The following is a 21,135-nucleotide window of genomic DNA, read 5'->3' on the forward strand; positions in this document are numbered from 1 at the left end:
CAGCCCCGTGCCTTCAGGCCGCTGCGTCCAGCTGCGTTGACAGCGGCTCGAACGCCAGACGCTGGCCGTCGGCGCCGAACACGTGCAGCTGGGCCAACGGCACCCAGGCCTGCAGTGGCTCCCCCACGCGCAGCCCGGCTTGCTGCGCCGGCAGGCAGAAGACCACCTGCTCCTGCGCTTGGGCCTGGGTTTGCGTCAGCTGCACGGTGACGATCAGTTCGGCACCGGTGTATTCCACGCCGCTGATGCGACCCTGCAGCGCCAGCCCCTTGTCATCATCCTGCAGGCCCAGCTGCGGCCGGAAGCCGACCTGGCAGGCTGCGCCCTCCTGGCCCGGCGGCACATGACCGATCTGTTGGCCCTGCACCCAGATGCCGGCGCCGCGAATTTCGGCCGGCAGCAGGTTGATGCGTGGTGCGCCAACGAAACGCGCCACCTCCACGTGCGCCGGCTGGCGGTAGATCTCGTCCGGCGTGCCGAGCTGCAGCACACGGCCTTCGCGCATGACGGCCACACGGTCGGACATGGACATGGCCTCGTGCTGGTCGTGCGTGACGTAGATGAAGGTGACGCCGAGCTGGTCGTGCAGTTGCCGGATCTCGGCGCGCAGGGCCTGGCGCAGGTTGGCGTCGAGGTTGGACAGTGGCTCGTCGAACAGGAACACCGCCGGGTGCCGCACCATGGCGCGCGCCAAGGCCACGCGCTGACGCTGGCCACCCGAGAGCTGCGCCGGCTTGCGCCCCCACAACGCGTCGATGCCCAGGCTCTGCGCCACCTTGCGTGCGCTGGCCTCGGCCGCGGCATGCTGGCGCCGTACCGCCGGCAGCAGCCAGCGCATGCCCGGCAGGCGCTGCCAGAAGTTCAGGCCGCGCATCAGCAGCGGCGTGCAGATGTTTTCGCCCACCGTCATGTGCGGGTAGAGGGCGTAACTTTGGAACACCATGGCGCAGTCGCGTTCGCCGGGCGACAGCGGCAACAGGTCCCGCTCGCCGAGGTGCAGGGTACCGGCGTCGGGCTGGTCCAGGCCGGCGATCAGGCGCAGCAGGGTGGACTTGCCGCAGCCCGAGGAGCCGAGCAGGGTGAGGAACTCGCCGTCGCGCACGGTGAGGTCCAGGCCCTTGAGCACGTGGGTGGCGCCGAACTGTTTGCTCAGGCCGTGGATGTGGATGTCAGGCATGGCAGTTCTCCGGAGAAGAGGTCAGGACGTTGGACAGCTGGCCGAGCAGCCAGGGAGTGAACGTGTCGTAGTGGTCGAAGCCCGTCACCTGGGGCAGCAGGTCGGCCGGCTGGCCGGCGTAGCCCGCGCGGTGGGCCGCGAAACGCACGCCGGCGGCTTCGGCGCAGCGTGCATCCATGGCCGAGTCACCGACGAACAGCACCTGCGCGGCCGGCACATCGAGCTGCTGCAGCACGCGCAGCAGCGGGTCGGCCGCCGGCTTGGGCCGCGCAGCATCACCCAGCCCGACCACGGCATCGAAACCGATGTCGAGCCCGGTGCAGGCCAGCAGGGCTTCAATGGAAGGCCGGTCGCGGTTGCTGCACAGGCCAAGCAGCAGGCCCTGCGACTTGAGTTCCGCCAGCAGGGCCGGCACACCGGCGTAAGGCGTGGCCTGGGCCAGCCAGTGCTGCGCATAACGGGTGAAGTAGCTGGCCTCCAGGGCGCTGGCCTGCTCGGCCGCGGCCGCCTCGGCCTGCAATGCCAGCGCGTGTTGGAACATCGGCCCCAATCCCTCGCTGAGCGCCGGCCGCAACCGGTCCGCCGGCACCGTGCGCAGCCCGGCTTCGGCCAGCACCTCATTGGCCGCCGCGGCCAGGGAAGGCAGGGTGTCGAGCAGCGTGCCATCGACATCGAAGACGACTGCTCGGATATGATCGTTTCTGTTCATATTAGCCATGTTATGAACAGAAGGTGTCATTTTGATGACTCAGCCTGAATCTATAGTGGCCGTACGCCCGGGCCTTGCACGGCCCGATCTGACCGTCTGAACTGCCCCGCCGCCCATGCTCAAAGCCGCACGCCACAAGGAAATCGTCGCCCTCGTCCAGGGCGGCGGCATCGTCGAAGTCAATGCCCTGGCACAGCGTTTCCAGACCTCGCCCATCACCATCCGGCGCGACCTGATCGAGCTGCAGGAACGCGGCCTGCTGGAGCGCACGCGCGGCGGCGCTGTCTCCGGTGAGGTGATTGCCGAGGGCTGGGCGCGTTACGAGAGCATCAGCTACGCCGAGCGCGAGCGCGAGCAGTTCCGTGAAAAACGCGCCATTGCGGAACTGGCGGCGCAACTGGTGTCGGACGGCGACTGCATCCTGGTCAACGGCGGCACCACCTCGCGCCACCTGGCCGAGGCGCTGCGCGGCCACCAGAACCTGCACGTTGTCACCAACGGCCTGACAGTGGCCATGGAGTTCGCACGCAGCCAGAACGCCGCGGTCTACCTGCTGCCGGGCATGGTGGACTTCAGGAAGATGACCTCGGTCAGCCGGCCGGCGCCGGGCAGCTTCGACGACATCACGGTGCGGGCCGCGTTCCTCGGCGTGCACGGCATCTCGCCGGCCGGCATCGGCATGCTGTCGCCGGAAGAAGCCGCGATGAACCGCGCCTTCATCGAGGCTGCCCAGACCGTCAACGTGCTCGTCGATTCATCCAAGTTCAACTCGCAGGCGATCTTCCGCATCTGTGAAATGAACCGTGTCACCCGGGTCGTGACCGATACCGGCATTGCGCCCGCAACACGCCAGGCACTGGAAGCCCTTGGTATCGAGGTCTTGCTGGCCTCCCCAGAAGAAGCCGCCTAGTTTCGCGCCGACGCGCGCGCCACTGTGGCGGCGCTTTTGCATGCCATGACCTACGATGCGGCCATGACACGGCCCATCATCCTGTTCGGTGCCTTCGACCGCCACAACTTCGGCGACCTGCTGTTGGCGCACATCGCGGCGGCGCTGCTGCCGGGGCAGGAACTGGTGTTCGCCGGCCTGGCCAACCGAGACCTGCGCGCCGACGGCGGCCATCAGGTCCAGGCCCTGACGCAGTTGGCTGCCGATTGGGATGCTCACCCGGCCACGCTGATCCACGTCGGGGGCGAAATCCTCAGCTGCAGCGCCTGGCAGGCGGCCGTGATGCTGCTGCCACCGGACGAACTGCAAGCCACCCTCGCTTACCTGGAAGCCCGGCCGCTGGAGCAGGCGGCCTGGGTGCAGCGCATGGTGGGCAGCGCGGCGCTGGCGCCCTACACGCTGTCGCGCTCGCTTTTTCCCGCGCTGACACGGGTGGCCTATCTCGCGGCGGGTGGCGTGCAGCTGGACACATGTGAACCGGCGCTGCGTGCCGAGGTACTGGCCAACCTGCAGGCGGCGGATGCAGTGAGCGTGCGCGATGGCCAGACCCTGGCGCATCTGGCGGCAGCGGGCATCACCGCGCATCTGCTGCCCGACCCGGCGGTGATGGTGGCCGAGCTGTTTGACGCACGGATACGTCAGCACGCAGCCGGTGGCGAGATGGCACAGGTGTTGCGCACGTTCCCGCAGGGCTATCTTGCCGTGCAGTTCAGCGCCGACTTCGGCGACGACGCCACGCTCACCACCATGGCCCAGCAACTCGACCAGGTAGCTGCGGCCACCGGTCTTGGCGTGGTGCTGTTTCGTGCCGGCGCTGCGCCCTGGCATGACGACTTGGCTTGCCTGCAGCGCGTCGCCGCGCGCATGCGCACAGCGGCGGTGCAGGTGGCCGAGTCGCTCAACATCTGGGACCTCTGCGCCCTGATTGCCTACAGTCGCGGCTATTGCGGCAGCAGCCTGCACGGCCGCATCGTGGCCATGGCCTATGCCCTGCCGCGCATCAACCTGCGGCCACCGACATCAATGCAGCAGGCTGCCAAGCAGGCGGCCTTCGCGGCCACCTGGGAGGATGCGAACGTGCCCACCACCGTGGACGTGCAGCACTTGGCGGCTGCAATGCAGCAGGCCCTGGCGCTGCCTTCCAGCGCGTTGCAGGACACGGCCGAGCGGCTGGCCGCGCAGTACCGGCGCGGCTTTGAGGCACTGCGCGCCCAGTTGGCATGAACCGGTGTCGCGGCCGGCGGAGCAAGATGGGAAAATAGCGGGTTGACCTCACAATGAACCTCATGACAACCAGCACCCCTTCAGCCGAACCGACGCCAGCCAACGCCCCCACGCCAGCCCCGGCGCCGGCCACCCGTGCGGAGCGCACCCGCGCCGTGCAACCTGTTCTGGAAAAGCTGTTCGAGCTGTACCCGCATCTGTTTGGTGCCGAGTTCCTGCCGCTCAAGCTCGGCATCTTTCAGGAGCTGCTGGCCAAACACCCCGAACACTTCCAGCGCGACAGCCTCAAGGCCGCGCTCGGAGTGCACACGCGCTCCACGCGCTACCTGCAAAGCGTGGCCGCCGGCAAACAGCGGCATGGCCTGGACGGCGTGGCGGTGGAACCCGTGGCGCCGGAGCATGTCTACCTGTCTTTGGTGGAATTGTTCCGCCGCCGGCAGGCGCGCAGCAAGGACGACTTGAAACCCAAACTGCGCACGCAGCTGATCGCTGCCTTTGAAACGTCGGGGCTGACACGCCAGGAGTACCTGGCCAAGGTGCCGGCCAACGACCCCGAGGCGCTGGCCCTGTTGGAAGACGCACTGGCCGAATGCGACGAGAAGCTGGCACGGCAGGAGGCCTTGTGCCGCGCTTTTGACGCCAGCGGCAAGACGGTGGAAAAGTTTGTCGACATGTATGGCCTGCACCCGCGCGATGTGAACGCGGCCTTGGCCCGACGCCGCCAGCACTGAGGCGCCCCGCGGCGGCAGGGTGCGGTGCGAGAATCTGTCCATGCAAGATTCATCGCCACCGCCCAGTCCGCCTCCGGCCCAGCCACGCAACCCCTTGCATGGCATGACGCTGGAGGCCATCGTGACCGCGCTGGTGGCGCATTACGGCTGGCCCGGTCTGGCCGAACGCATCCCGGTACGCTGCTTCAGCCACGACCCCAGCGTCACTTCAAGTCTCAAATTCCTGCGCAAGACGCCCTGGGCACGTGACAAGGTGGAGGGGCTTTACCTCTTCATGCAACGCGACCGCCAGCGCACGGCGGCGCGGACGAAACCGGGGCGCTGAAGACAACGGCCACCCGAGGGTGGCCGTCAGCAAGTCAGGGTCGCCGTGGGCTCAGCGGCCGTGCAGCAGCTGCTCGATCTGCTGGTCTTTCTCTTCCCAGATGCCGGCCAGCCAACGGTGGAACTGGCTGCGGAATTCGGAGTCGCCTTCGTAGTCGCCGGTGCAGAACTCGGCCGGAATGGCCAGTTGCTGCGCCTGCAGGATCACGCGCGGCGTCTTGCCGCACAGGAACTCCCAGAACGTGGGTGCCCCGTCGGGGTAGACGATGGTCACGTCGATCATCGAGTGGAACTGCGTCCCCATGGCGTTGAGTGCCAGTGCCAGCGCGCCCGCCTTGGGCTTGAGCAGATGACGGTAGGGTGATGACTGGCTCCGGTGCTTGGCGGCAGTGAAGCGCGTGCCTTCGGCAAAGTTCATCACGCTGGTGGGCACAAGGGCGAACTTCTCGCAGGCGCGGCGGGTGGTCTCGCGGTCCTGTGCGCGCAGGCGCGGGTTTTTGCGCAAGGCAGCCTTGCCGTGCCGCTTCATGAACGGAAAGTCCAGCGCCCACCAGGCCAGGCCGATCACCGGCACGTAGATGAGCTGCTGCTTGAGGAAGAACTTCAGCAGCGGAATGCGCCGGTTCAGCACGTGCTGCAGCACAAAGATGTCGACCCAGGACTGGTGGTTGCAATTCACAAGGTACCAGCCCCGGTACGGCAGCGCATCCACACCGTGCACTTCCCAGGCCGTGTTTTGCGTGAGCCACATCCAGCCGCTGTTGCAGGCAATCCAGGCGGTGGCAATGGTGTTGAGGGCCGGGTCGATGCGCTGGCGGATCACCTTGAAAGGCAGCAGCAGTTTGACCAGCGACAACGCGAACAGCAGCACACACCAGAACAGCGTGTTGAGCACCAGCAGCAGGAAGGCAATGACGCCTTTGGCAAGAGGAGGTAGAAAACGAAGCATCGTCGGTACAGGGCGCCCAGGCAAGAACAATGTTCTATTGTGCGCCTCCCGCTGGCGGATGTCCTGCGCCAGATCAGGATTTGACGAATTACCCGGCGCCGCTCATATGCTATGTTTTTAATAGCTGCTGGCGCATAGACAACAAGCGCTAGAGGCCAATTTGACTTAGAACCCCGGGGCTTGCTGCAAGAGGGTCAGCGTCCGGCCGTCAGGCGTGCCGGCGTAGTACTGGTCAAGCACCTGCTGGAATACCGGCTCCTCCGGCGCCACCGCCGCAAACAGCGTGGCGCAGGACCGGAGCTTCATGGCGTCAGTCGAACCGAAGATGGCCTGCGCGCTCAGGCCCCGGTGCGCCAGCAGCAAGGCCATGCAGTGCTTCAGGCGTGGCCCGAGCACCGGGTGCAACCAGTAGTCCAGCGCTTCCTGCCGCGAGGCAAGGCCGTAGTGCTGCGCGGTGGCACTCAGCCCCAGGCCGCGCAGCTGCGGAAAGATGAACCACATCCAGTGGCTTTGTTTGCAGCCGGCCTGCAGCTCGGCGCAGGCTTGTCCAAAAACCGGGGCCTGCGCATCGAGAAAACGTTGCAGGCGGTCCATGCTGCGGTGTGCTCTCAGGCGGCGGGCGCTTCGCGGCGGCCGGCGCCGTCGAACAGGTCGAGGCAACGCTCGAACCAGGCGTGCACCACATCGTCCTCGGCCAGCAGTTGAAACGGGCTGCTGATACGCGCCCACTGGAAGCCACCGAAGGCCAGGTAGTCGGCGTAGCCGGGCTGCTCGCCGCAAACGAACGGGCCGTGGCCGAGCGACAGGCGCATGGGCTGCAGCGATTTGCGGAAGGCGTCCACACGCTCCTCGCGCCCGGCCTGCAAGGCCTCCAGCGTCTGCTTGTACATCTTCTCGCGCGAGGCGCGGAAGTAAGGCTGGTCGGCCGGGTCCAGGCGGTCGTACAGGTCGCGCAGAATCATCCGTGCGATGCCGCCGTGGATGGTGGTCTGCACCCAGTACTGGAAGAACTTGAGCACCTGGCCGTCGGCGCCGGGCGCGATCAGGCGCGGCGTCTGCGGGAAGGTTTCGTCCAGGTAGCGCACGATGTCCCAGCTGTCGGTCACCAGCCGGCCGTTGTGCGCAATGGTGGGAATGGTCAGCTTGTCGCCACCGGCGTTGATGCTGGGAATGTCGCCGAACAGCACATCGCGCACCTCGTAGGCCAGGCCCTTGTGGGCCAGCGCCATGCGCACGCGCCAGGAGTTGGGGCTGAAGTGGGTCTTGCGGGCGTTCACCAGGTCGTAGAGGATCATGCGCGGGGTCTCCGGTCGTTGTTCTTAGCGGGCCTGCAGGCTGCGGCGGGCGAACAGCGCCAGGCAGACCGCCAGGAAAGCGCCCAGCACGTACTGGTAAGGCAGGTTGATGGCGAAGCCCATCTCGTCGGTCAGCAGCACATACAGGCAATACAGACCGAACAGCGCCACGCCACGCATCAGCCAGCTCTGCGGCCGCAGCTGCCGCTCGGGAATGCGGGCCGCCAGCCAGGCACCGGTGAGGCCGCTGAACAGACCGGCCACCGCCCCGATGGAAGCGTCGGCCGGCCAGTGCGCGCCCACCGCCACACGCGAACAGGCCACACCGAAGGCGAGCGCAAACAGCCAGAGCAGGCGCCGGCGCCCTTGCGGCGCGAGCGAGAAGTAGATGGCGCTGGCAGCGGCAAAGGCCGTCATGCTGTGGCCGGACGGCATGGCCGCAATGTAGAGTGGCTCGCCGATCACGTTGATGCCCTGCGGCCCCAGCACTTCGAGCGGGCGCGGGTTGTCGGCCATCATCTTGCCCACGCGCGTCAGCGCCCCGGCCAGCGGCGCGGCGCACAGCCACGACAGGATGATGCGTGGCGCGCGCCACAACGAGGGCGCGGTCACGGCATACACGGCCCAGCCGGTGCCGAAGAGCGACAGCAGCGACCAGACGATGTCCGGCAACACGGCGAACTGGCGGTTCAAAAAGTAGAACACCGTGGGCTCATAAAGGCCGAGCCACAGCGGCGCCGTCACCACGGCCACCAGCAGGGGCAGCCCCCAGTGCCAGGGTGCAATACGGGGTGCGACAGTGATGGAATCTGTTGTCATGGCATCAGGCCTGGTGGGCGCTCAGGGTTCGTCGATCCGGCGCGGTGCCGGGCGGCCACCCCAGCCACGGCAATGGTAGAAGCTGAAGCGCGCCACCGGCCGGCCGGTGCGCGCCACGGCCAAGCTGTCGAGCGGCTCGCAGCGCTGGAACTGGCCCTCGCCCACTGGCAGGCGGTAGGCCATCTGCGACCAGTCCAGCAGCACGGCGTCCGCCCCCACGGGCAGCTCGCCCGACCACAGGCTGAACTGGTCAAAGCCGGGCGCGATCACATGCACCGGCAACGGCCGCGCATACCAGGCCAGGCGGCTGGCCAGGGTCCAGTTCTGCACGACCAGACGGGTGGTTTGCTGCTCGCGCGCCAGCTGTTGTGCTTTCGCGCCGGCAGCATCCCAGCCATAGAAGTCAGTGAAGGGGTTGATGGTTTCGGCCTCGGTGCTGCCGGGCGCTTCGGCCTGCAGCCAGGTCGGCCCTGCCATCAGCATGAGCACATACAACGCCAGCGTGAAAAAGGCCTGCAAGCCGGCCAGCACCCAGATCAGGCGTTGGCGGCCTGCTGCCCACAGCGCGGCCAGGCCGACGCCGGCAAACGGCGCCAGCGCCACCCAGGCGGGTGCCGTCCAGTGCGGCAGGCTGGAGCCGCCCCCCGACAGGTAGGCCAGCACCGCAAACGGCAGGGCAAAAAAGCTCAGCAGCCAGGCCTGCGACCGCGGCAGACCGACCCCGCCCAGCACCGTGCGGCGCAGGCCGAAGGCGCCCCACAGCAACAGCGGGTAGAGCAGCACCTGCGCCAGCAGAAAGCCGGCCAGCTGCTGCCACTGCCAGTGGCTGCCAGCGCCGTGATGCAGTTGGTAGGCGAACGAGATCCAACCGTTCTGCGCGTTCCAGATGAAAACCGGCAGCACCAGCAACACGGCCAAACCCAGCGCCAGCCAGGGTGCCGGCCGGCGCAACAGGCGCAGACCGTGGGCGGCAAGCAGGCAGGCCGCCACCGGCAGGGCCGCGAAGATGGCGGTGTACTTGGCCAGCCCGGCCAGCCCCAGCAGGCCACCGAGCAGCAGCCAGGCCGGCAGGCGCTGCACCTCGGCCGCATCCAGCATGCGCAGGGTCTGCCACAGGATGGCGGCGGTGAAGAACATCAAGAGTGTGTCAGGCAAGAGGCCGATGCCCAACACGTGCAGCACCGGTGCCAGGCTGTAGGCCAGCACGGCCCACCAGCCGGCATCGGCGCTGGCCGCCGTGCTGCCGGCCGGCAGCGGCCCCTGCAGACGGCGGGCAATGCCGTAGATGAAAAGCGCAGTGGCCAGCCACAAGGCCTCGGGCAGCAGGCGCAGCAGACCATCGGGTGCCCCCAGCGCCACCAGCGGCCATTGCACCCAGCCCACCAGCGGCGGGTGGTCGTAGTAACTCAGTGCCGGATGCGCCGCGTACAAGGCGTAGTGGGCTTCGTCACCCGACAGCCCCAGCACCCAGCCCAGGCCGAAATGCACCAGGGCATGGCCTGACAACAGGGCCAGCAGAACAGGCGGCAGACGGGAAAAAGCGTGGGTGGGCACAGGGCAAGGCCTGCACGGCGCAGACCGGAAAAAGCAAAGAGCGCCAAGTCTAAACGAGGCGCCAATCCGGCTCCGGCCGTGAGGGCTAAACTGCTCGTCATGCCAGAACAGAGTCCCACCGCCATCGACCCCAGCCGCTGCCCGCTGTGCGGCCAGCCCAACCGCTGCGCCATGGAAGTGCAGCGCGAGACCGGCATGGCGCAGCCGCCCTGCTGGTGCACCGGTGTGACTTTCGATGCCGAACTGCTGGCACGCGTGCCAGCCGACGCACAGCAGCGCGCCTGCATCTGCCAGGCCTGCGCCGCAGCTTCCGACCCAGCTTGACGCCTATCGGGCGCCGTCGATGATCCAGCGCATCAACAGCTCGCATTCATACGGGCTGATGCGTTCATGCGCCGCGATGTGGCCGAACAGGCTGCCTTCACGCAGCTTGTCGGCCAGCTTGTGCGGCGCATCGGGCTGCCCACGGTACTTGGCATAACCGGTCGCCAGCTGGGGAAATGTGGGCGCACCGCGACGCGGTGGCTCGCCGTGACAGCCGAAACAACCTTTTTCCAGCGCCAGCTGCGCGTTGGCCTGCGACAGCGCGGGCAGCCACATCAGGCAGGACAACAGAACCGTTCGGCACTTCATGGCGAGCCATCTTGCCTGTGCACAAAGGCAGACACAAGCGGACACCACGGCGGCAACAGTGGCACATGCCTGCTAGCATCCGTGTTCAGGCCGCCGACATGACACTTCTATGATCCGCTCGAACGAAGAACAACGACAGGCCCTGCGCTCGACCTGGGTCAGCGTCTGGGTCAATATTTTTCTGGCCTCGGCCCAGGTGACCATCGGCTTTTTTGCCCGTTCGCAGGCGCTGATTGCCGACGGCATCCATTCCCTGTCCGACCTGGTGGCCGATGGCGTGGTGCTGTTCGCCGCGCGCCACTCGCATGCCGAGGCCGACGAGACCCACCAGTACGGCCACGCCCGCTTCGAGACTGCGGCCTCGCTGGCCATCGGCCTGATCCTGCTGGCCACCGGCATCGGCATGGTGTGGAGCGCCGGCGTCAAGCTGCATGCCGGCGTCGGCATGGACGCGGTGCACCCGATCGCGCTGGCCACCGCCGCGTTGACCCTGGTCGCCAAGGAAGGGCTGTTCCGCTACATGCGCCGCATCGGCGAGCGGCTCAAGTCCTCGCTGCTGATCGCCAACGCCTGGCATGCGCGTGCCGACGCTGCCTCCTCGCTGGTGGTGGCGGTAGGCATCGGCGCCAACCTGATGGGCTACCACAGCATGGACGCCGTGGCGGCCATCATCGTCGGCTTCATGATTTCCAAGGCGGGCTGGGAGTTCTCGGTCGAAGCCTTCCACGGCCTGACCGATCACGCGCTCGACCCGGAGGAGATCGAGCGCATCCGCCAGACGATTCTGTCGGTCGACGGCGTGCGCGACCAGCATGGCCTGCGCACCCGGCGCATGGGCGACTGGGCGGTGATCGACGTGCACATCGAGGTCGACACGCACCTCTCGGTCTCCGAGGGCCACTACATTGCGGAGACCATCAGCGCACGGGTCAAGACCGAGCACCGCGTGGCCGAGTGCACGGTGCACATCGACCCCGGCACCGTGCGCCATCTGGACCGGCTGCTGGCGCTGCCGCCGCGCACGCAAGTACAGGCGCTGGTGCAACAGGTTGTGCAGACGCCGGCCACGCTGCAGCTGCACTACCTGGACAGCGGGCTGGAGGTGGAGGCCGAACTGCAGGACACCGTGCTGCCAGACCAACTGGCCCGACTGCAGCAGACCTTGTTCGACACCCTGAAGCACACGACACGCGTACGCCGCGTCACCCTGCGCTGTGCCACACCGGAAGATCACGCGTGAATCACCCCGCCACCCTGGCTGACATGCGGGCGCGTTACGGCGAGCGCTATCGTTGGCTGTTGCTGCTGGCGGTGATGATCGGCACCATGGCCTCCATCATGTCGTCCACCATCGTCAACGTGGCGATTCCTGACATGAGCCACCACTTCGCGCTGGGGCAGGAGCGGGCGCACTGGGTCAGTTCCGGCTTCATGGTGGCCTCCACCGTGGCGATGCTGACCACCCCCTGGCTGCTGAACAGCTTCGGCTACCGCCAGACCTATGTGCTCTCGACGCTGATGCTGCTGGCCGGCGGCGTGGGCGGCGGCCTGGCCAACCACTTCGGCCTGGTGCTGGTCGCGCGCGTGGTGGAAGGCCTGGCCGCCGGCATCGTGCAACCGATCCCGGCCATCATCATCATCCGCGCCTTCCAGCCGCACGAACGCGGCCGCGCCGGCGGCATCTTCGGCATGGGAGTGGTGCTGGCCCCGGCATTGGGCCCCAGCATCGGCGGCCTGCTGGTGGAATGGTTCGGCTGGCGCTCAATCTTCTTCATGGTCGCGCCCTTTTGCCTGGCCTCGCTCTGGCTGGCCTACCGCTATGTGCCGACCAATGCGCCCGGCGGCGTGGTGCCGGACCGCCGCAATTCGCGGCTGGACTGGCAAGGCCTGCTGCTGTGCACCGTGGGCACGCTGTGCCTGCTCAACGGTCTGGTCGAATTGCACGGCAACGCCCATGCCTCCGCCTTCATGCTGCTGGGGGCGGCTCTGCTGTGCGTGCTGTGGTTTGTCTGGTGGCAAAAACGCCAGGCGCACCACGGCGGCACGCCGCTGATGCACATGGATCTGTTCAAGCACCGGCCGTTTGCCATGGGCAGCCTGGTTGCCTTCATCTACGGCACCGCGCTGTTCGGCTCCACCTACCTGTTGCCGCTCTACATCCAGATGGGGCAAGGCCTGTCGCCAGCACTGGTCGGCACCATCATGCTGCCGGCCGGCATCGTGCTGGCCGTCACCATTCCGCTGGCCGGCCGCCTGTCCGACCGCATCCCCGTCCATCTGATGATCAGCCTCGGCGTGCTGCTGCTGGCGGCCTCCTTTGCGCTGATGGCCACCATCGGCCTGCATGCCGCACTCTGGGTGCTGGTGGCCTGGACCATCCTGGGGCGCATCGGACTCGGTTTCATCCTGCCCTCGCTCAACAACGGTGCCATGCAGGGGCTGGAGCACCGGCTGATCTCCCAGGCTTCCAGCACCATCAATTTCCTGCGCATGCTGGGTGGCGCCGCGGGCGTGAGCCTGTGCGGCATCATCCTGCAGTGGCGCATGGCTGCACACGGCGCACAGGACACCGCCGCCGCACCCAGCGCGGCACGGCTGGCCGCCTTTGACGAGACCTTTGTCCTGCTGGCGCTGGTGTGCGCCCTGGCCGTGCTGGCGGCCTGGCGCCTGCGCCAGCCTGAAAAACGCAAAGAGGAGTAGCCGCCATGTGTCAGCTGCTGGGCATGAACTGCAATGTGCCGACCGACGTGATGTTCAGCTTTGCCGGCTTTGCCGAGCGCGGCGGCCGAACCGACCCCCATGGCGACGGCTGGGGCATCGCCTTTTTCGAGGACAAGGGCCTGCGCCACTTTGTCGACCACCAATCCGCCTGCGCCTCGCCGGTGGCCGAGCTGATCCGGCACTACCCGATCAAGAGCCGCAACGTCATCTCCCACATCCGCAAGGCGACGCAAGGCGCGGTGACGCTGGAAAACTGCCACCCCTTCGTGCGTGAGCTGTGGGGACGCTACTGGGTGTTCGCGCACAACGGCGACCTGAAGAACTTTGCCCCGCGGCTGCATGGCAGCTTCCACCCGGTCGGCAACACCGACAGCGAACAGGCCTTCTGCTGGCTGCTGCAGGAGCTCGCCAAGTCGCATGCCGACGTGCCCAGCGTGGCGGAGCTGACGCTGACGTTGCGCGAGCTGGCGCCACAGATCGCCAAACACGGCACCTTCAACTTCCTGCTCAGCAACGGTGAGGCACTGTGGGCCCATGCCTCCACCCAGCTCTGGCACGTGGTGCGCCAGCACCCCTTCGGCAGTGCCACGCTGCGCGACGAGGACCTGAGCGTCAACTTTGCCGAGCACGCCGCTCCGGGCGACCGGGTGGCCGTGGTGGTGACGGCGCCACTGACCACGGATGAGGTGTGGACGCCCTTCGCCCCCGGCGAGCTGCGGGTGTTTGTCGACGGCGCGCCTGCAGCCTGAAGAGGCTCTGACACCGGCCCGCGGCGGGCCTCCAGGCCAATCGCTCGAATTGCGGGTGATTCACCCCGCTTTTCCTCGCGTCGCCAGGTGCCATCGGCGCAACCTGGCATCAAGTCTCACGCCCATGCGCCCGATATGGTCATAGGAGTGCTGCAGAAAGCACTTTGAACCGCGACCTCGGGAGCAGAAGAACATGAGCACATCCATCAACACCAATATTGCATCGCTGAACGCGCAACGCAACCTGTCGGCCTCGGCCAGTTCCCTTGGCGCGTCGATGCAGCGCCTGTCGTCTGGCCTGCGCGTCAACAGCGCCAAGGATGACGCCGCCGGCCTGGCGATTGCCGAACGCATGAGCGTGCAGTCCAAGGGCTTGAGCGTTGCCGCACGCAATGCCAACGACGGCATCTCGTTGGCCCAGACCGCGGAAGGCGCCCTGGGCAAGGTGGGTGACATGCTGCAACGCATGCGTGAACTGGCCGTACAGTCCGCCAACGCCTCCAACAGCGCCTCCGACCGCACGGCACTCAACGCGGAAATGAAGCAGCTGCGCAGCGAGATCGACCGCGTGGCCAAAACCACCACCTTCAACGGCCAGAAGGTTCTGGACGGCTCCTTCGCCGGTGCCGTGTTCCAGGTAGGCGCCAACTCGGGCGACAACATCACGGTCGGCGCGTTAACCAACAGCACGTCTGCCCAACTGGGCAGTGTCAATTACACCGCCCAGGGTGTCAGCACCTACGCCAGCAGCGTTAACTCGTTGGCGGCGATTGCGTCCGGCACACTGCAAATCTCTGTCACCGGCGGCCAGACCTACAGCCTGGACGCCATCGATGCAGCATCGAGCGGTGAAGAACGTCTGGGACAGGTGGTCGAGGCCGTCAACCGCAAGACGGCCGACACCGGCGTCACGGCTTATCTAGAGAAGACTGCTAACGGAGCCTACAGCCTGAACCTGATGTCGGCCGCCAAGAACAACAGTGGCGTCGTGGGCGACTTCACCTTGACTGGAAGTTGGACCGCTGCCAGTACCGGACTGGCGACGGGCACCACCGCAACGGCTGGAACGCAGGTTGGCCTGGACAGCATTGACGACGTCAACGACGTGTGGGGCCAGCAGGCCGGCGCCTGGTATGCCCTCAAGATGTTCGACTCGGCCATCGACCAGGTCAACAGCGCGCGCGCCAAGCTGGGTGCCGTGCAGAGCCGTTTCGAGAGCGCAATCGGCAACATCGGCATCATGGTGGAGAACACCAACGCGTCGCGCGGCCGCATCATGGATGCTGATTTCGCCACGGAAACCTCCAACCTGTCGCGCACGCAGATCCTGCAGCAGGCCGGCACCGCCATGGTGGCCCAGGCCAACCAGTTGCCGCAGGGCGTGCTGGCCCTGTTGCGCTAGACGGCAGAAGTCGTCGACGCGTCGGCGCTCAGACCAGCGCCTGCTCCAGCGCATCGACGAACATCGCCGCCACGTCGAAGCCGGCCTGGTCGGTGATTTCCTGGAAGCAAGTCGGACTGGTGACGTTGATCTCGGTCAGGCAGTCGCCGATCACGTCCAGCCCCACCAGCAACAGGCCGCGTGCCGCCAGCACCGGGCCGATGGCCTCGGCAATCTCACGATCGCGCGCGGAGAGCGGCTGGGCCACGCCCTTGCCGCCGGCGGCCAGGTTGCCGCGTACCTCGCCCCCTTGCGGGATGCGTGCCAGGCAGTAGGGTACCGGTTTGCCGCCGATCACCAGCACACGCTTGTCGCCCTGGGCAATGGCCGGCAGGAACTTCTGCACCATCACGGTCTGCGCGCCGTCGCGGTTCAGCGTCTCGATGATGGCACCCAGGTTCAGGCCGTCGTCCTTGACGCGGAAGATGCCCATGCCGCCCATGCCGTCGAGCGGCTTCAGAATGATGTCGCGGTGTTCGGCGTGGAAGGCGCGGACGGCCAATGCGTCGCGCGTGACCAGGGTCGGGCCGGTGAACTGCGGGAACTCCAGGATGGCGAGCTTCTCCGGGTGGTCGCGCAGGGCGCGCGGCTTGTTGAAAACCTGCGCACCTTCCCGCTCGGCCTGCTCCAGCAGATGGGTGGCGTAGAAATATTCGCTGTCGAAGGGCGGGTCCTTGCGCATGACGATGGCATCGAAATCACGCAAGGCTGCCAGGCGCTGCAACGGCGGTTCGGGTGTTTCATGGAACCAGCGTTCCTCATGGCCGGTGAGTGTGATGTGGCGCACATGGGCCTGCACCCCCGTGGTCGCCTGCCAGACCAGATGACGCGGCTCGCAAGCGGCAATGCGGTGGCCGCGGCGCTGCAGCTCGCGCATCATGGCAAAGGTGCTGTCCTTGTAGGTCTTGAAGGTCTCCAACGGATCGGCAATGAAAAGGATGTTCATGGGGCGTCGCCCTCGCAATGATTGTGGTAAATCCGTATGGGGTTGCCTGTCAAATAGGGGTACCGTAGCGGACATATTTTTGGAGTCTCTCATGAAACGCCGCGATCTTCTTCAAGCCGCCGCCATACTGGGGTTGCCCAGCCTGTCTTTCGCCCAGGACAAGTACCCGAGCAAACCCATCACCATCATCTGCCCCTACCCGGCCGGCGGCAACACCGACCAGCGCTCGCGCCAGTTCGGCCGTTTCCTGAACACGGCGCTCGGCGTCCCCGTCGTGGTGGACAACAAACCCGGCGCTGGCGGCAACATCGGCACCGAAGCCATCGTGCGGGCCAAGCCCGACGGTTACACCATCGGCATGGGCAATTTCGCACCGCTGTCGGTCAACCCGACCATGTTCAAGAAAATCAATTTCGATCCGCTGAAGGACCTGGCGCCGATCTGTCTGATCGAACGCGGCCCGCTGGTGCTGATGGTGCGCCCGGACTCGCCCTTCAAGAGCGTGAAGGACATCATTGCCGCGGCCAAGGCCAAACCGGGCTACCTGACCTATGCCAATGGCGGCACCGGTGGCTCGCACCACCTGGCCGCCGAGATGTTCAAGAACATGGCGGGTGTCTTCATCACCAACATCCCCTACAAGGGCGGTGCCCCCGCAGCCATGGACCTGATGGGTGGTCAGGTCGACATGATGTTCGAGCAGATGTACGCCGCCTCGGCCAACATCCGCGCCGGCAAACTGCGCCCGCTGGCCATCACCAGCCTGAAGCGCTCGCCGCAGTTCCCTGACATTCCGACCATGGCCGAACAAGGCTTCCCAGGGTTCGAGATCAGCAACTGGCAGGGTTTCGTCGCCCCGGCTGCCACGCCCAAGCCCATCATCCAGCTGCTGAACGAGGTCACCAACAAGGCGCTGGCCGATCCCACCATCAAGGCCCAGATGCTGAGCCAGGGCAACGAACTCGGCGGCGGCACGCCCGAGCAGTTCGCCGCCCACATCAAGGCCGAGTCGGCACGCTGGAGCAAGCTGGTGAAGACAGCAGGCATCACGAACGACTGACCGCCCCGCACCAACCACAAAAAAAGCCATCTTTGCAGATGGCTTTTTCTTTTCCTTAAGGTGATCTGCCAGGCCCCGTCAGGGCAGCCCGCTCAGATCTCGATCTTCGAGCCCAACTCGACCACCGAATTGTTGGGCAGGTTCAGGAACGCAGCCGCACCGCTGGCGTTATGGTGCATCTGGGCAAACAGCTTTTCACGCCAGGAAGCCATGCCCTGTCCCAGGGTCGGGATGACGATGTCACGCGACAGGAAGTAGCTGGTGGTCATCGGCTCCAGCTCACAGCCGCGGGTGCGGATCTGCTCCAGCGCGGAAGGCAGGTCCGGATCGTTCTTGAAGCCGTAGTGCACGATGACCTGCCAGCAGTCATGCCCCAGCGGCTCGATCTGCAGCCGCTTGTCGAGGCCAATCCATGGCACCTCGTGGTTGCGCACCGTCACGAACAGGTTGTTCCGGTGCAGCACCTTGTTGTGCTTGAGGTTGTGCAGCATGGCATTGGGCACATTGCCGGGCTCGGCGGTCAGGAACACGGCCGTGCCTTCGACACGTGCGGGCGGACTGACAAACACCGCCTCCAGAAAACCGGGCAGGTCCAGCGCATCCTGGCGCAAGGCGGCATTGAGTTGGCTGCGCCCCTGTTTCCAGGTCATCATGAGCATGAAGACGGAGCCGCCGATGAGCAGCGGGAACCAGCCGCCATCGAACAACTTCATCAGGTTGGACGTGAAGAAGGCCAGATCCACCACAAAGAAGAAACCCGTGGCCCCGAGGCACAAGGCCAGCGGGTATTTCCAGCCATACCGGATGACGAAGAAGGTCAGCACGGTGGTGATCAGCATGTCCAGCGTGACGGCGATGCCGTAGGCAGCAGCCAGGTTGCTGGAGGACTTGAAGAGCACCACGGCCAGCACGATGGCCACGAACAGCCCCCAGTTGACGAAGGGCATGTAGATCTGCCCCGTGTCCTTGACGCTGGTGTGCAGCACCTGCAGGCGCGGCAGGTAGCCGAGCTGGATAACCTGCTTGGTCACACTGAAGGCACCGGAGATCAAAGCCTGCGAGGCGATGACCGTTGCCATGGTCGCCAGCCCCACCAGGGGCAACAGTGCCCAGTCCGGCGCCATCATGAAAAACGGATTCTTCACGGCCTCCGGGTTCTTGAGCAACAGCGCGCCCTGGCCGAAGTAGTTGAGCGTCAGCGCCGGCATGACAACGGAAAACCAGGCCAGCCGGATCGGCTTCTTGCCGAAGTGCCCCATGTCGGCATACAGCGCCTCGCCACCGGTGACGCACAGCACCACGGCACCCAGGATGATGAAGGTGGTGCCCGGGTTGTGCACGATGAAGCCGATGGCATGGTGCGGGCTCAGTGCCCACAGGATGGCCGGGTTGCTGGCAATGTGCGCCACGCCCAGCACGGCAATGGCCACAAACCAGACCACGGTGATCGGCCCGAAGAACTTGCCGATGCCGGCCGTCCCGCGCTTTTGCACGGCAAACAGACCGAATAGGATGATCAGCGTCAGCGGAATCACCGCCTTCTTGAAGGCCGGCGAGACGACTTCCAGACCTTCGACCGCCGACAGCACCGAAATCGCCGGCGTGATGACACCGTCACCATAGAACAGGCAGGTGCCGAAGATGCCGACCACAAGCAGCCAGCGCCGCAGTTCCGGCTTGTCCTTGACTGACTGCGAGGCCAGCGCCAGCATGGCCACCAGACCGCCCTCGCCCGCATTGTCGGCGCGCAACACCAAGGTCACGTACTTGAGGGAGACGATGACCGTCAAGGTCCAGAAGAAGATCGACAGGATGCCGTAGACATTGGCCGGCGTGAACGGCACATGGCCGGACCCGAACACTTCCTTGACGGCATACAGGACGCTGGTGCCGATGTCACCGTAGACGACGCCGATGGCGCCCAGCGTGAGCGCAGCAAGCGAGGATTTGGAAGCTGACACAAAATTGCCCCGCCTTCACGAACGGGGCTCCATAACATGCGGAAGGCGCTATTGTGCGCCCGGCATGCCAGCCTTCCAACAGCTTCCGGCCGTCCGAGACGGCTCAGAATCGGAGATGTTGCAACGCAACAACTGTCCCTGCAGACCCGCCTTACTCGTAGACCTCGGCTTCCGGGTCGGTGGCTTCGAGTTCGTAGCTGGCCGCCAGCATGGCCAGCCGCCCGATCACGCCGTACATGTAGAAGCGGTTGGGCGCACTGGCACCCGGCTTCATGCCCGGCTGCGGCAGGTGGGGGCTTTCGGCAAACGCCAGCGGCACAAAACTGGCACCCGGCGCGTTGAGGTTTTCATCGACCCCGCGCTCGGCATGCACGCGGTAAAAGCCGCCCACCACATAACGGTCCATCATGTAGACCACCGGCTCGGCCACGGCATCGTTCATGCGCTCGTTGGTCAGCACGCCTTCCTGGATGATGACGTCATTGACCTCCTGGCCATCCTTGATCACGCTCATCTTGTTGCGCGTGCGGCGGTTCAGGTCGTCCAGTTCCTTGGCGTCGCGCACCATCATGATGCCCATGCCGTAGGTGCCGTTGTCGGCCTTGACCACGACAAACGGCTTCTCCTTGATGCCGTACTCCTTGTACTTGCGCCGGATCTTGGCCAGCAGCGCATCCACATTGCTGGTCAGGCACTCCATGCCGGTGCCTTCGGCAAAGTTCACCTCGCCGCACTTGCTGAACATCGGGTTGATCAGCCAGGGATCGATGCCCAGCAGCTTGCCAAAGCGCTTGGACACCTCTTCGTAGCTCTGGAAATGCTTGCTCTTGCGCCGTGTCGACCAGCCGGCGTGCAAGGGCGGCAACAGGTACTGCTCGTGGATGTCTTCCAGGATGCCGGGAATGCCGGCGCTGAGGTCGTTGTTGAGCAGGATGGTGCAGGGGTCGAAATCCTTCAGGCCCAGACGCCGCTTGCTGCGGATCACCGGCTCCAGCGTCACCGCTTCGCCATTCGGCAACTCGATGGTGGTGGTCTTCTTGATCTCGGGGTTGATCGAGCCGATGCGCACATTCAGCCCGGCCATATGGAAGATGCGCCGCAGCTGCGCCACATTGCTCAGGTAGACGGTGTTGCGCGTGTGGTTCTCGGGAATCAGCAGCAGGTTGCGCGCCTCGGGGCAGATCTTCTCGATGGCGGCCATGGCGGCCTGCACCGCCAGCGGCAGCATTTCCGGCGTCAGGTTGTTCCAGCCGCCGGGGTAGAGGTTGGTGTCCACCGGTGCCAGCTTGAAGCCGGCATTGCGCACATCGACCGAGCTGTAGAACGGCGGCGTGTGTTCCATCCACTCCAGTCGGAACCAGCGCTCGATGGCCGGCATGGAGTCCAGGATGCGTTGTTCGAGTTCGTTGATCGGGCCTGTCAGTGCCGTGATGAGATGGGGAACCATGCAGCCCTCATTTGTTTTTGGTTGCGCAATTCTAGGACGTGGGGACCGTCACGCCATATTCAAGGTGACAGGCCGGGCACTGCGCCACTCCGGCCCCGCTGCCTGCGTTATTTCGCGCCTTCGAACAGCCAATGGACCAGCCGTTGGGCCGTTTCCGGGCTGAGGTGCTCATGGACCGGAATGCGCTGCAGCGGTTCACCGCGCAGCAACTCCTCGACCACGTGCTGCTCGGCCGCTGCATCACCCCGACGCTGGGCATACTTGGCCGACAGGCGCTCGAAACCCGGTGCATCGCCGCGCGGATAGGCACCATGGCAGTTGTAGCAGCCCATCTCGACGGCCAGCGAGGAGTTGGCCTGGCTGGCCAAGGGCGCCAACAACAGCGCTGCCAACCCGATGCTCACCCAGCGTGTCACGGTGTGATGCTTCATGTCCGGCTCCTGGTG

The 21,135-nt window shown here is 65.8% G+C and carries 22 protein-coding genes; 10 read left to right on the forward strand and 12 right to left on the reverse strand.

Features of this window, described 5'->3' with window-relative positions:
* Nucleotides 1-13 precede the first annotated feature (13 nt).
* Complete coding sequence (locus CDE01S_RS06250; protein ID WP_066705052.1) at nt 14-1,177, reverse strand: ABC transporter ATP-binding protein; 1,164 nt, start codon at nt 1,175-1,177, stop codon at nt 14-16.
* Nucleotides 1,170-1,886, reverse strand: coding sequence for an HAD family hydrolase (locus CDE01S_RS06255; RefSeq protein ID WP_066705053.1), 717 nt, complete (start codon nt 1,884-1,886; stop codon nt 1,170-1,172). Before CDE01S_RS06255 ends, CDE01S_RS06250 begins: the two co-directional genes overlap by 8 nt.
* A 115-nt stretch (nt 1,887-2,001) precedes the next feature.
* On the opposite strand from CDE01S_RS06255, the gene CDE01S_RS06260 reads away from it, so the two are divergent.
* The 4 genes from CDE01S_RS06260 (at nt 2,002) to CDE01S_RS06275 (ending at nt 5,115) form a co-directional block, all read left to right on the forward strand.
* Nucleotides 2,002-2,796 (forward strand): DeoR/GlpR family DNA-binding transcription regulator, encoded by a 795-nt coding sequence (locus CDE01S_RS06260; protein WP_066705054.1) that lies wholly within the window; start codon nt 2,002-2,004, stop codon nt 2,794-2,796.
* A gap of 63 nt (nt 2,797-2,859) precedes the next feature.
* Nucleotides 2,860-4,059: a polysaccharide pyruvyl transferase family protein gene (locus CDE01S_RS06265; RefSeq protein WP_084382779.1), complete on the forward strand. Its 1,200-nt coding sequence runs from the start codon at nt 2,860-2,862 to the stop codon at nt 4,057-4,059.
* 62 nt (nt 4,060-4,121) lie between these two features.
* Nucleotides 4,122-4,790 carry a ProQ/FINO family protein gene (locus CDE01S_RS06270; protein WP_066705150.1) on the forward strand — a complete coding sequence of 223 codons (669 nt, stop codon included), beginning with the start codon at nt 4,122-4,124 and terminating at the stop codon, nt 4,788-4,790.
* Nucleotides 4,791-4,830: 40 nt separating this feature from the next.
* On the forward strand, nt 4,831-5,115 hold the full coding sequence (locus CDE01S_RS06275) for a VF530 family protein (protein WP_066705062.1): 285 nt from the start codon (nt 4,831-4,833) through the stop codon (nt 5,113-5,115).
* Nucleotides 5,116-5,166: 51 nt separating this feature from the next.
* Here the strand turns inward: CDE01S_RS06275 and yihG are convergent, their stop codons facing one another.
* The 5 genes from yihG to CDE01S_RS06300 all read right to left on the reverse strand — a co-directional run bounded on the left by yihG (nt 5,167) and on the right by CDE01S_RS06300 (nt 9,731).
* Nucleotides 5,167-6,063, reverse strand: coding sequence for a 1-acylglycerol-3-phosphate O-acyltransferase, YihG family (yihG, locus tag CDE01S_RS06280; RefSeq protein WP_066705065.1), 897 nt, complete (start codon nt 6,061-6,063; stop codon nt 5,167-5,169).
* A 165-nt stretch (nt 6,064-6,228) separates the two neighbouring features.
* Complete coding sequence (locus CDE01S_RS06285; protein ID WP_066705066.1) at nt 6,229-6,657, reverse strand: DUF1810 domain-containing protein; 429 nt, start codon at nt 6,655-6,657, stop codon at nt 6,229-6,231.
* Between the two features lie 14 nt (nt 6,658-6,671).
* Nucleotides 6,672-7,358: a glutathione S-transferase family protein gene (locus CDE01S_RS06290; RefSeq protein ID WP_066705068.1), complete on the reverse strand. Its 687-nt coding sequence runs from the start codon at nt 7,356-7,358 to the stop codon at nt 6,672-6,674.
* Nucleotides 7,359-7,382: 24 nt separating this feature from the next.
* Nucleotides 7,383-8,177, reverse strand: a complete 795-nt coding sequence (locus CDE01S_RS06295) for a phosphatase PAP2 family protein (RefSeq protein WP_066705070.1) — start codon at nt 8,175-8,177, stop codon at nt 7,383-7,385.
* A 21-nt stretch (nt 8,178-8,198) separates the two neighbouring features.
* On the reverse strand, nt 8,199-9,731 hold the full coding sequence (locus CDE01S_RS06300) for a glycosyltransferase family 39 protein (RefSeq protein WP_066705072.1): 1,533 nt from the start codon (nt 9,729-9,731) through the stop codon (nt 8,199-8,201).
* Nucleotides 9,732-9,830: 99 nt separating this feature from the next.
* Between CDE01S_RS06300 and CDE01S_RS06305 the strand changes: the two genes are divergently transcribed.
* Nucleotides 9,831-10,055: a cysteine-rich CWC family protein gene (locus CDE01S_RS06305; protein WP_066705073.1), complete on the forward strand. Its 225-nt coding sequence runs from the start codon at nt 9,831-9,833 to the stop codon at nt 10,053-10,055.
* Between the two features lie 3 nt (nt 10,056-10,058).
* Here CDE01S_RS06305 and CDE01S_RS06310 read toward each other — a convergent pair whose 3' ends face one another.
* Nucleotides 10,059-10,364: a c-type cytochrome gene (locus tag CDE01S_RS06310; RefSeq protein WP_157077057.1), complete on the reverse strand. Its 306-nt coding sequence runs from the start codon at nt 10,362-10,364 to the stop codon at nt 10,059-10,061.
* A 109-nt stretch (nt 10,365-10,473) separates the two neighbouring features.
* Between CDE01S_RS06310 and CDE01S_RS06315 the strand changes: the two genes are divergently transcribed.
* The 4 genes from CDE01S_RS06315 to CDE01S_RS06330 all read left to right on the forward strand — a co-directional run bounded on the left by CDE01S_RS06315 (nt 10,474) and on the right by CDE01S_RS06330 (nt 15,236).
* On the forward strand, nt 10,474-11,604 hold the full coding sequence (locus CDE01S_RS06315; RefSeq protein ID WP_066705075.1) for a cation diffusion facilitator family transporter: 1,131 nt from the start codon (nt 10,474-10,476) through the stop codon (nt 11,602-11,604).
* 23 nt (nt 11,605-11,627) lie between these two features.
* Complete coding sequence (locus CDE01S_RS06320; protein ID WP_066705152.1) at nt 11,628-13,064, forward strand: DHA2 family efflux MFS transporter permease subunit; 1,437 nt, start codon at nt 11,628-11,630, stop codon at nt 13,062-13,064.
* Nucleotides 13,065-13,069: 5 nt separating this feature from the next.
* Nucleotides 13,070-13,834 carry a class II glutamine amidotransferase gene (locus tag CDE01S_RS06325; protein ID WP_066705076.1) on the forward strand — a complete coding sequence of 255 codons (765 nt, stop codon included), beginning with the start codon at nt 13,070-13,072 and terminating at the stop codon, nt 13,832-13,834.
* Between the two features lie 193 nt (nt 13,835-14,027).
* Nucleotides 14,028-15,236, forward strand: a complete 1,209-nt coding sequence (locus tag CDE01S_RS06330) for a flagellin N-terminal helical domain-containing protein (protein WP_066705077.1) — start codon at nt 14,028-14,030, stop codon at nt 15,234-15,236.
* Nucleotides 15,237-15,264: 28 nt separating this feature from the next.
* On the opposite strand, the gene gshB is transcribed toward CDE01S_RS06330, so the two are convergent.
* Nucleotides 15,265-16,221: a glutathione synthase gene (gene gshB / locus CDE01S_RS06335; RefSeq protein WP_066705079.1), complete on the reverse strand. Its 957-nt coding sequence runs from the start codon at nt 16,219-16,221 to the stop codon at nt 15,265-15,267.
* 91 nt (nt 16,222-16,312) lie between these two features.
* On the opposite strand from gshB, the gene CDE01S_RS06340 reads away from it, so the two are divergent.
* Nucleotides 16,313-17,281 (forward strand): Bug family tripartite tricarboxylate transporter substrate binding protein, encoded by a 969-nt coding sequence (locus tag CDE01S_RS06340; RefSeq protein ID WP_066705081.1) that lies wholly within the window; start codon nt 16,313-16,315, stop codon nt 17,279-17,281.
* 92 nt (nt 17,282-17,373) lie between these two features.
* Here CDE01S_RS06340 and CDE01S_RS06345 read toward each other — a convergent pair whose 3' ends face one another.
* From CDE01S_RS06345 to CDE01S_RS06355, 3 genes are all read right to left on the reverse strand, one after another.
* Nucleotides 17,374-19,242, reverse strand: a complete 1,869-nt coding sequence (locus CDE01S_RS06345) for a potassium transporter Kup (RefSeq protein WP_066705083.1) — start codon at nt 19,240-19,242, stop codon at nt 17,374-17,376.
* Between the two features lie 151 nt (nt 19,243-19,393).
* Entirely contained in the window at nt 19,394-20,689 is a 1,296-nt protein-coding gene (gshA, locus tag CDE01S_RS06350) for a glutamate--cysteine ligase (protein ID WP_066705085.1), read from the reverse strand.
* A 107-nt stretch (nt 20,690-20,796) separates the two neighbouring features.
* Entirely contained in the window at nt 20,797-21,120 is a 324-nt protein-coding gene (locus CDE01S_RS06355; protein ID WP_066705087.1) for a c-type cytochrome, read from the reverse strand.
* Nucleotides 21,121-21,135: the final 15 nt, after the last annotated feature.

Source organism: Curvibacter delicatus NBRC 14919, assembly GCF_001592265.1.
Taxonomy (GTDB): domain Bacteria; phylum Pseudomonadota; class Gammaproteobacteria; order Burkholderiales; family Burkholderiaceae_C; genus Hylemonella; species Hylemonella delicata.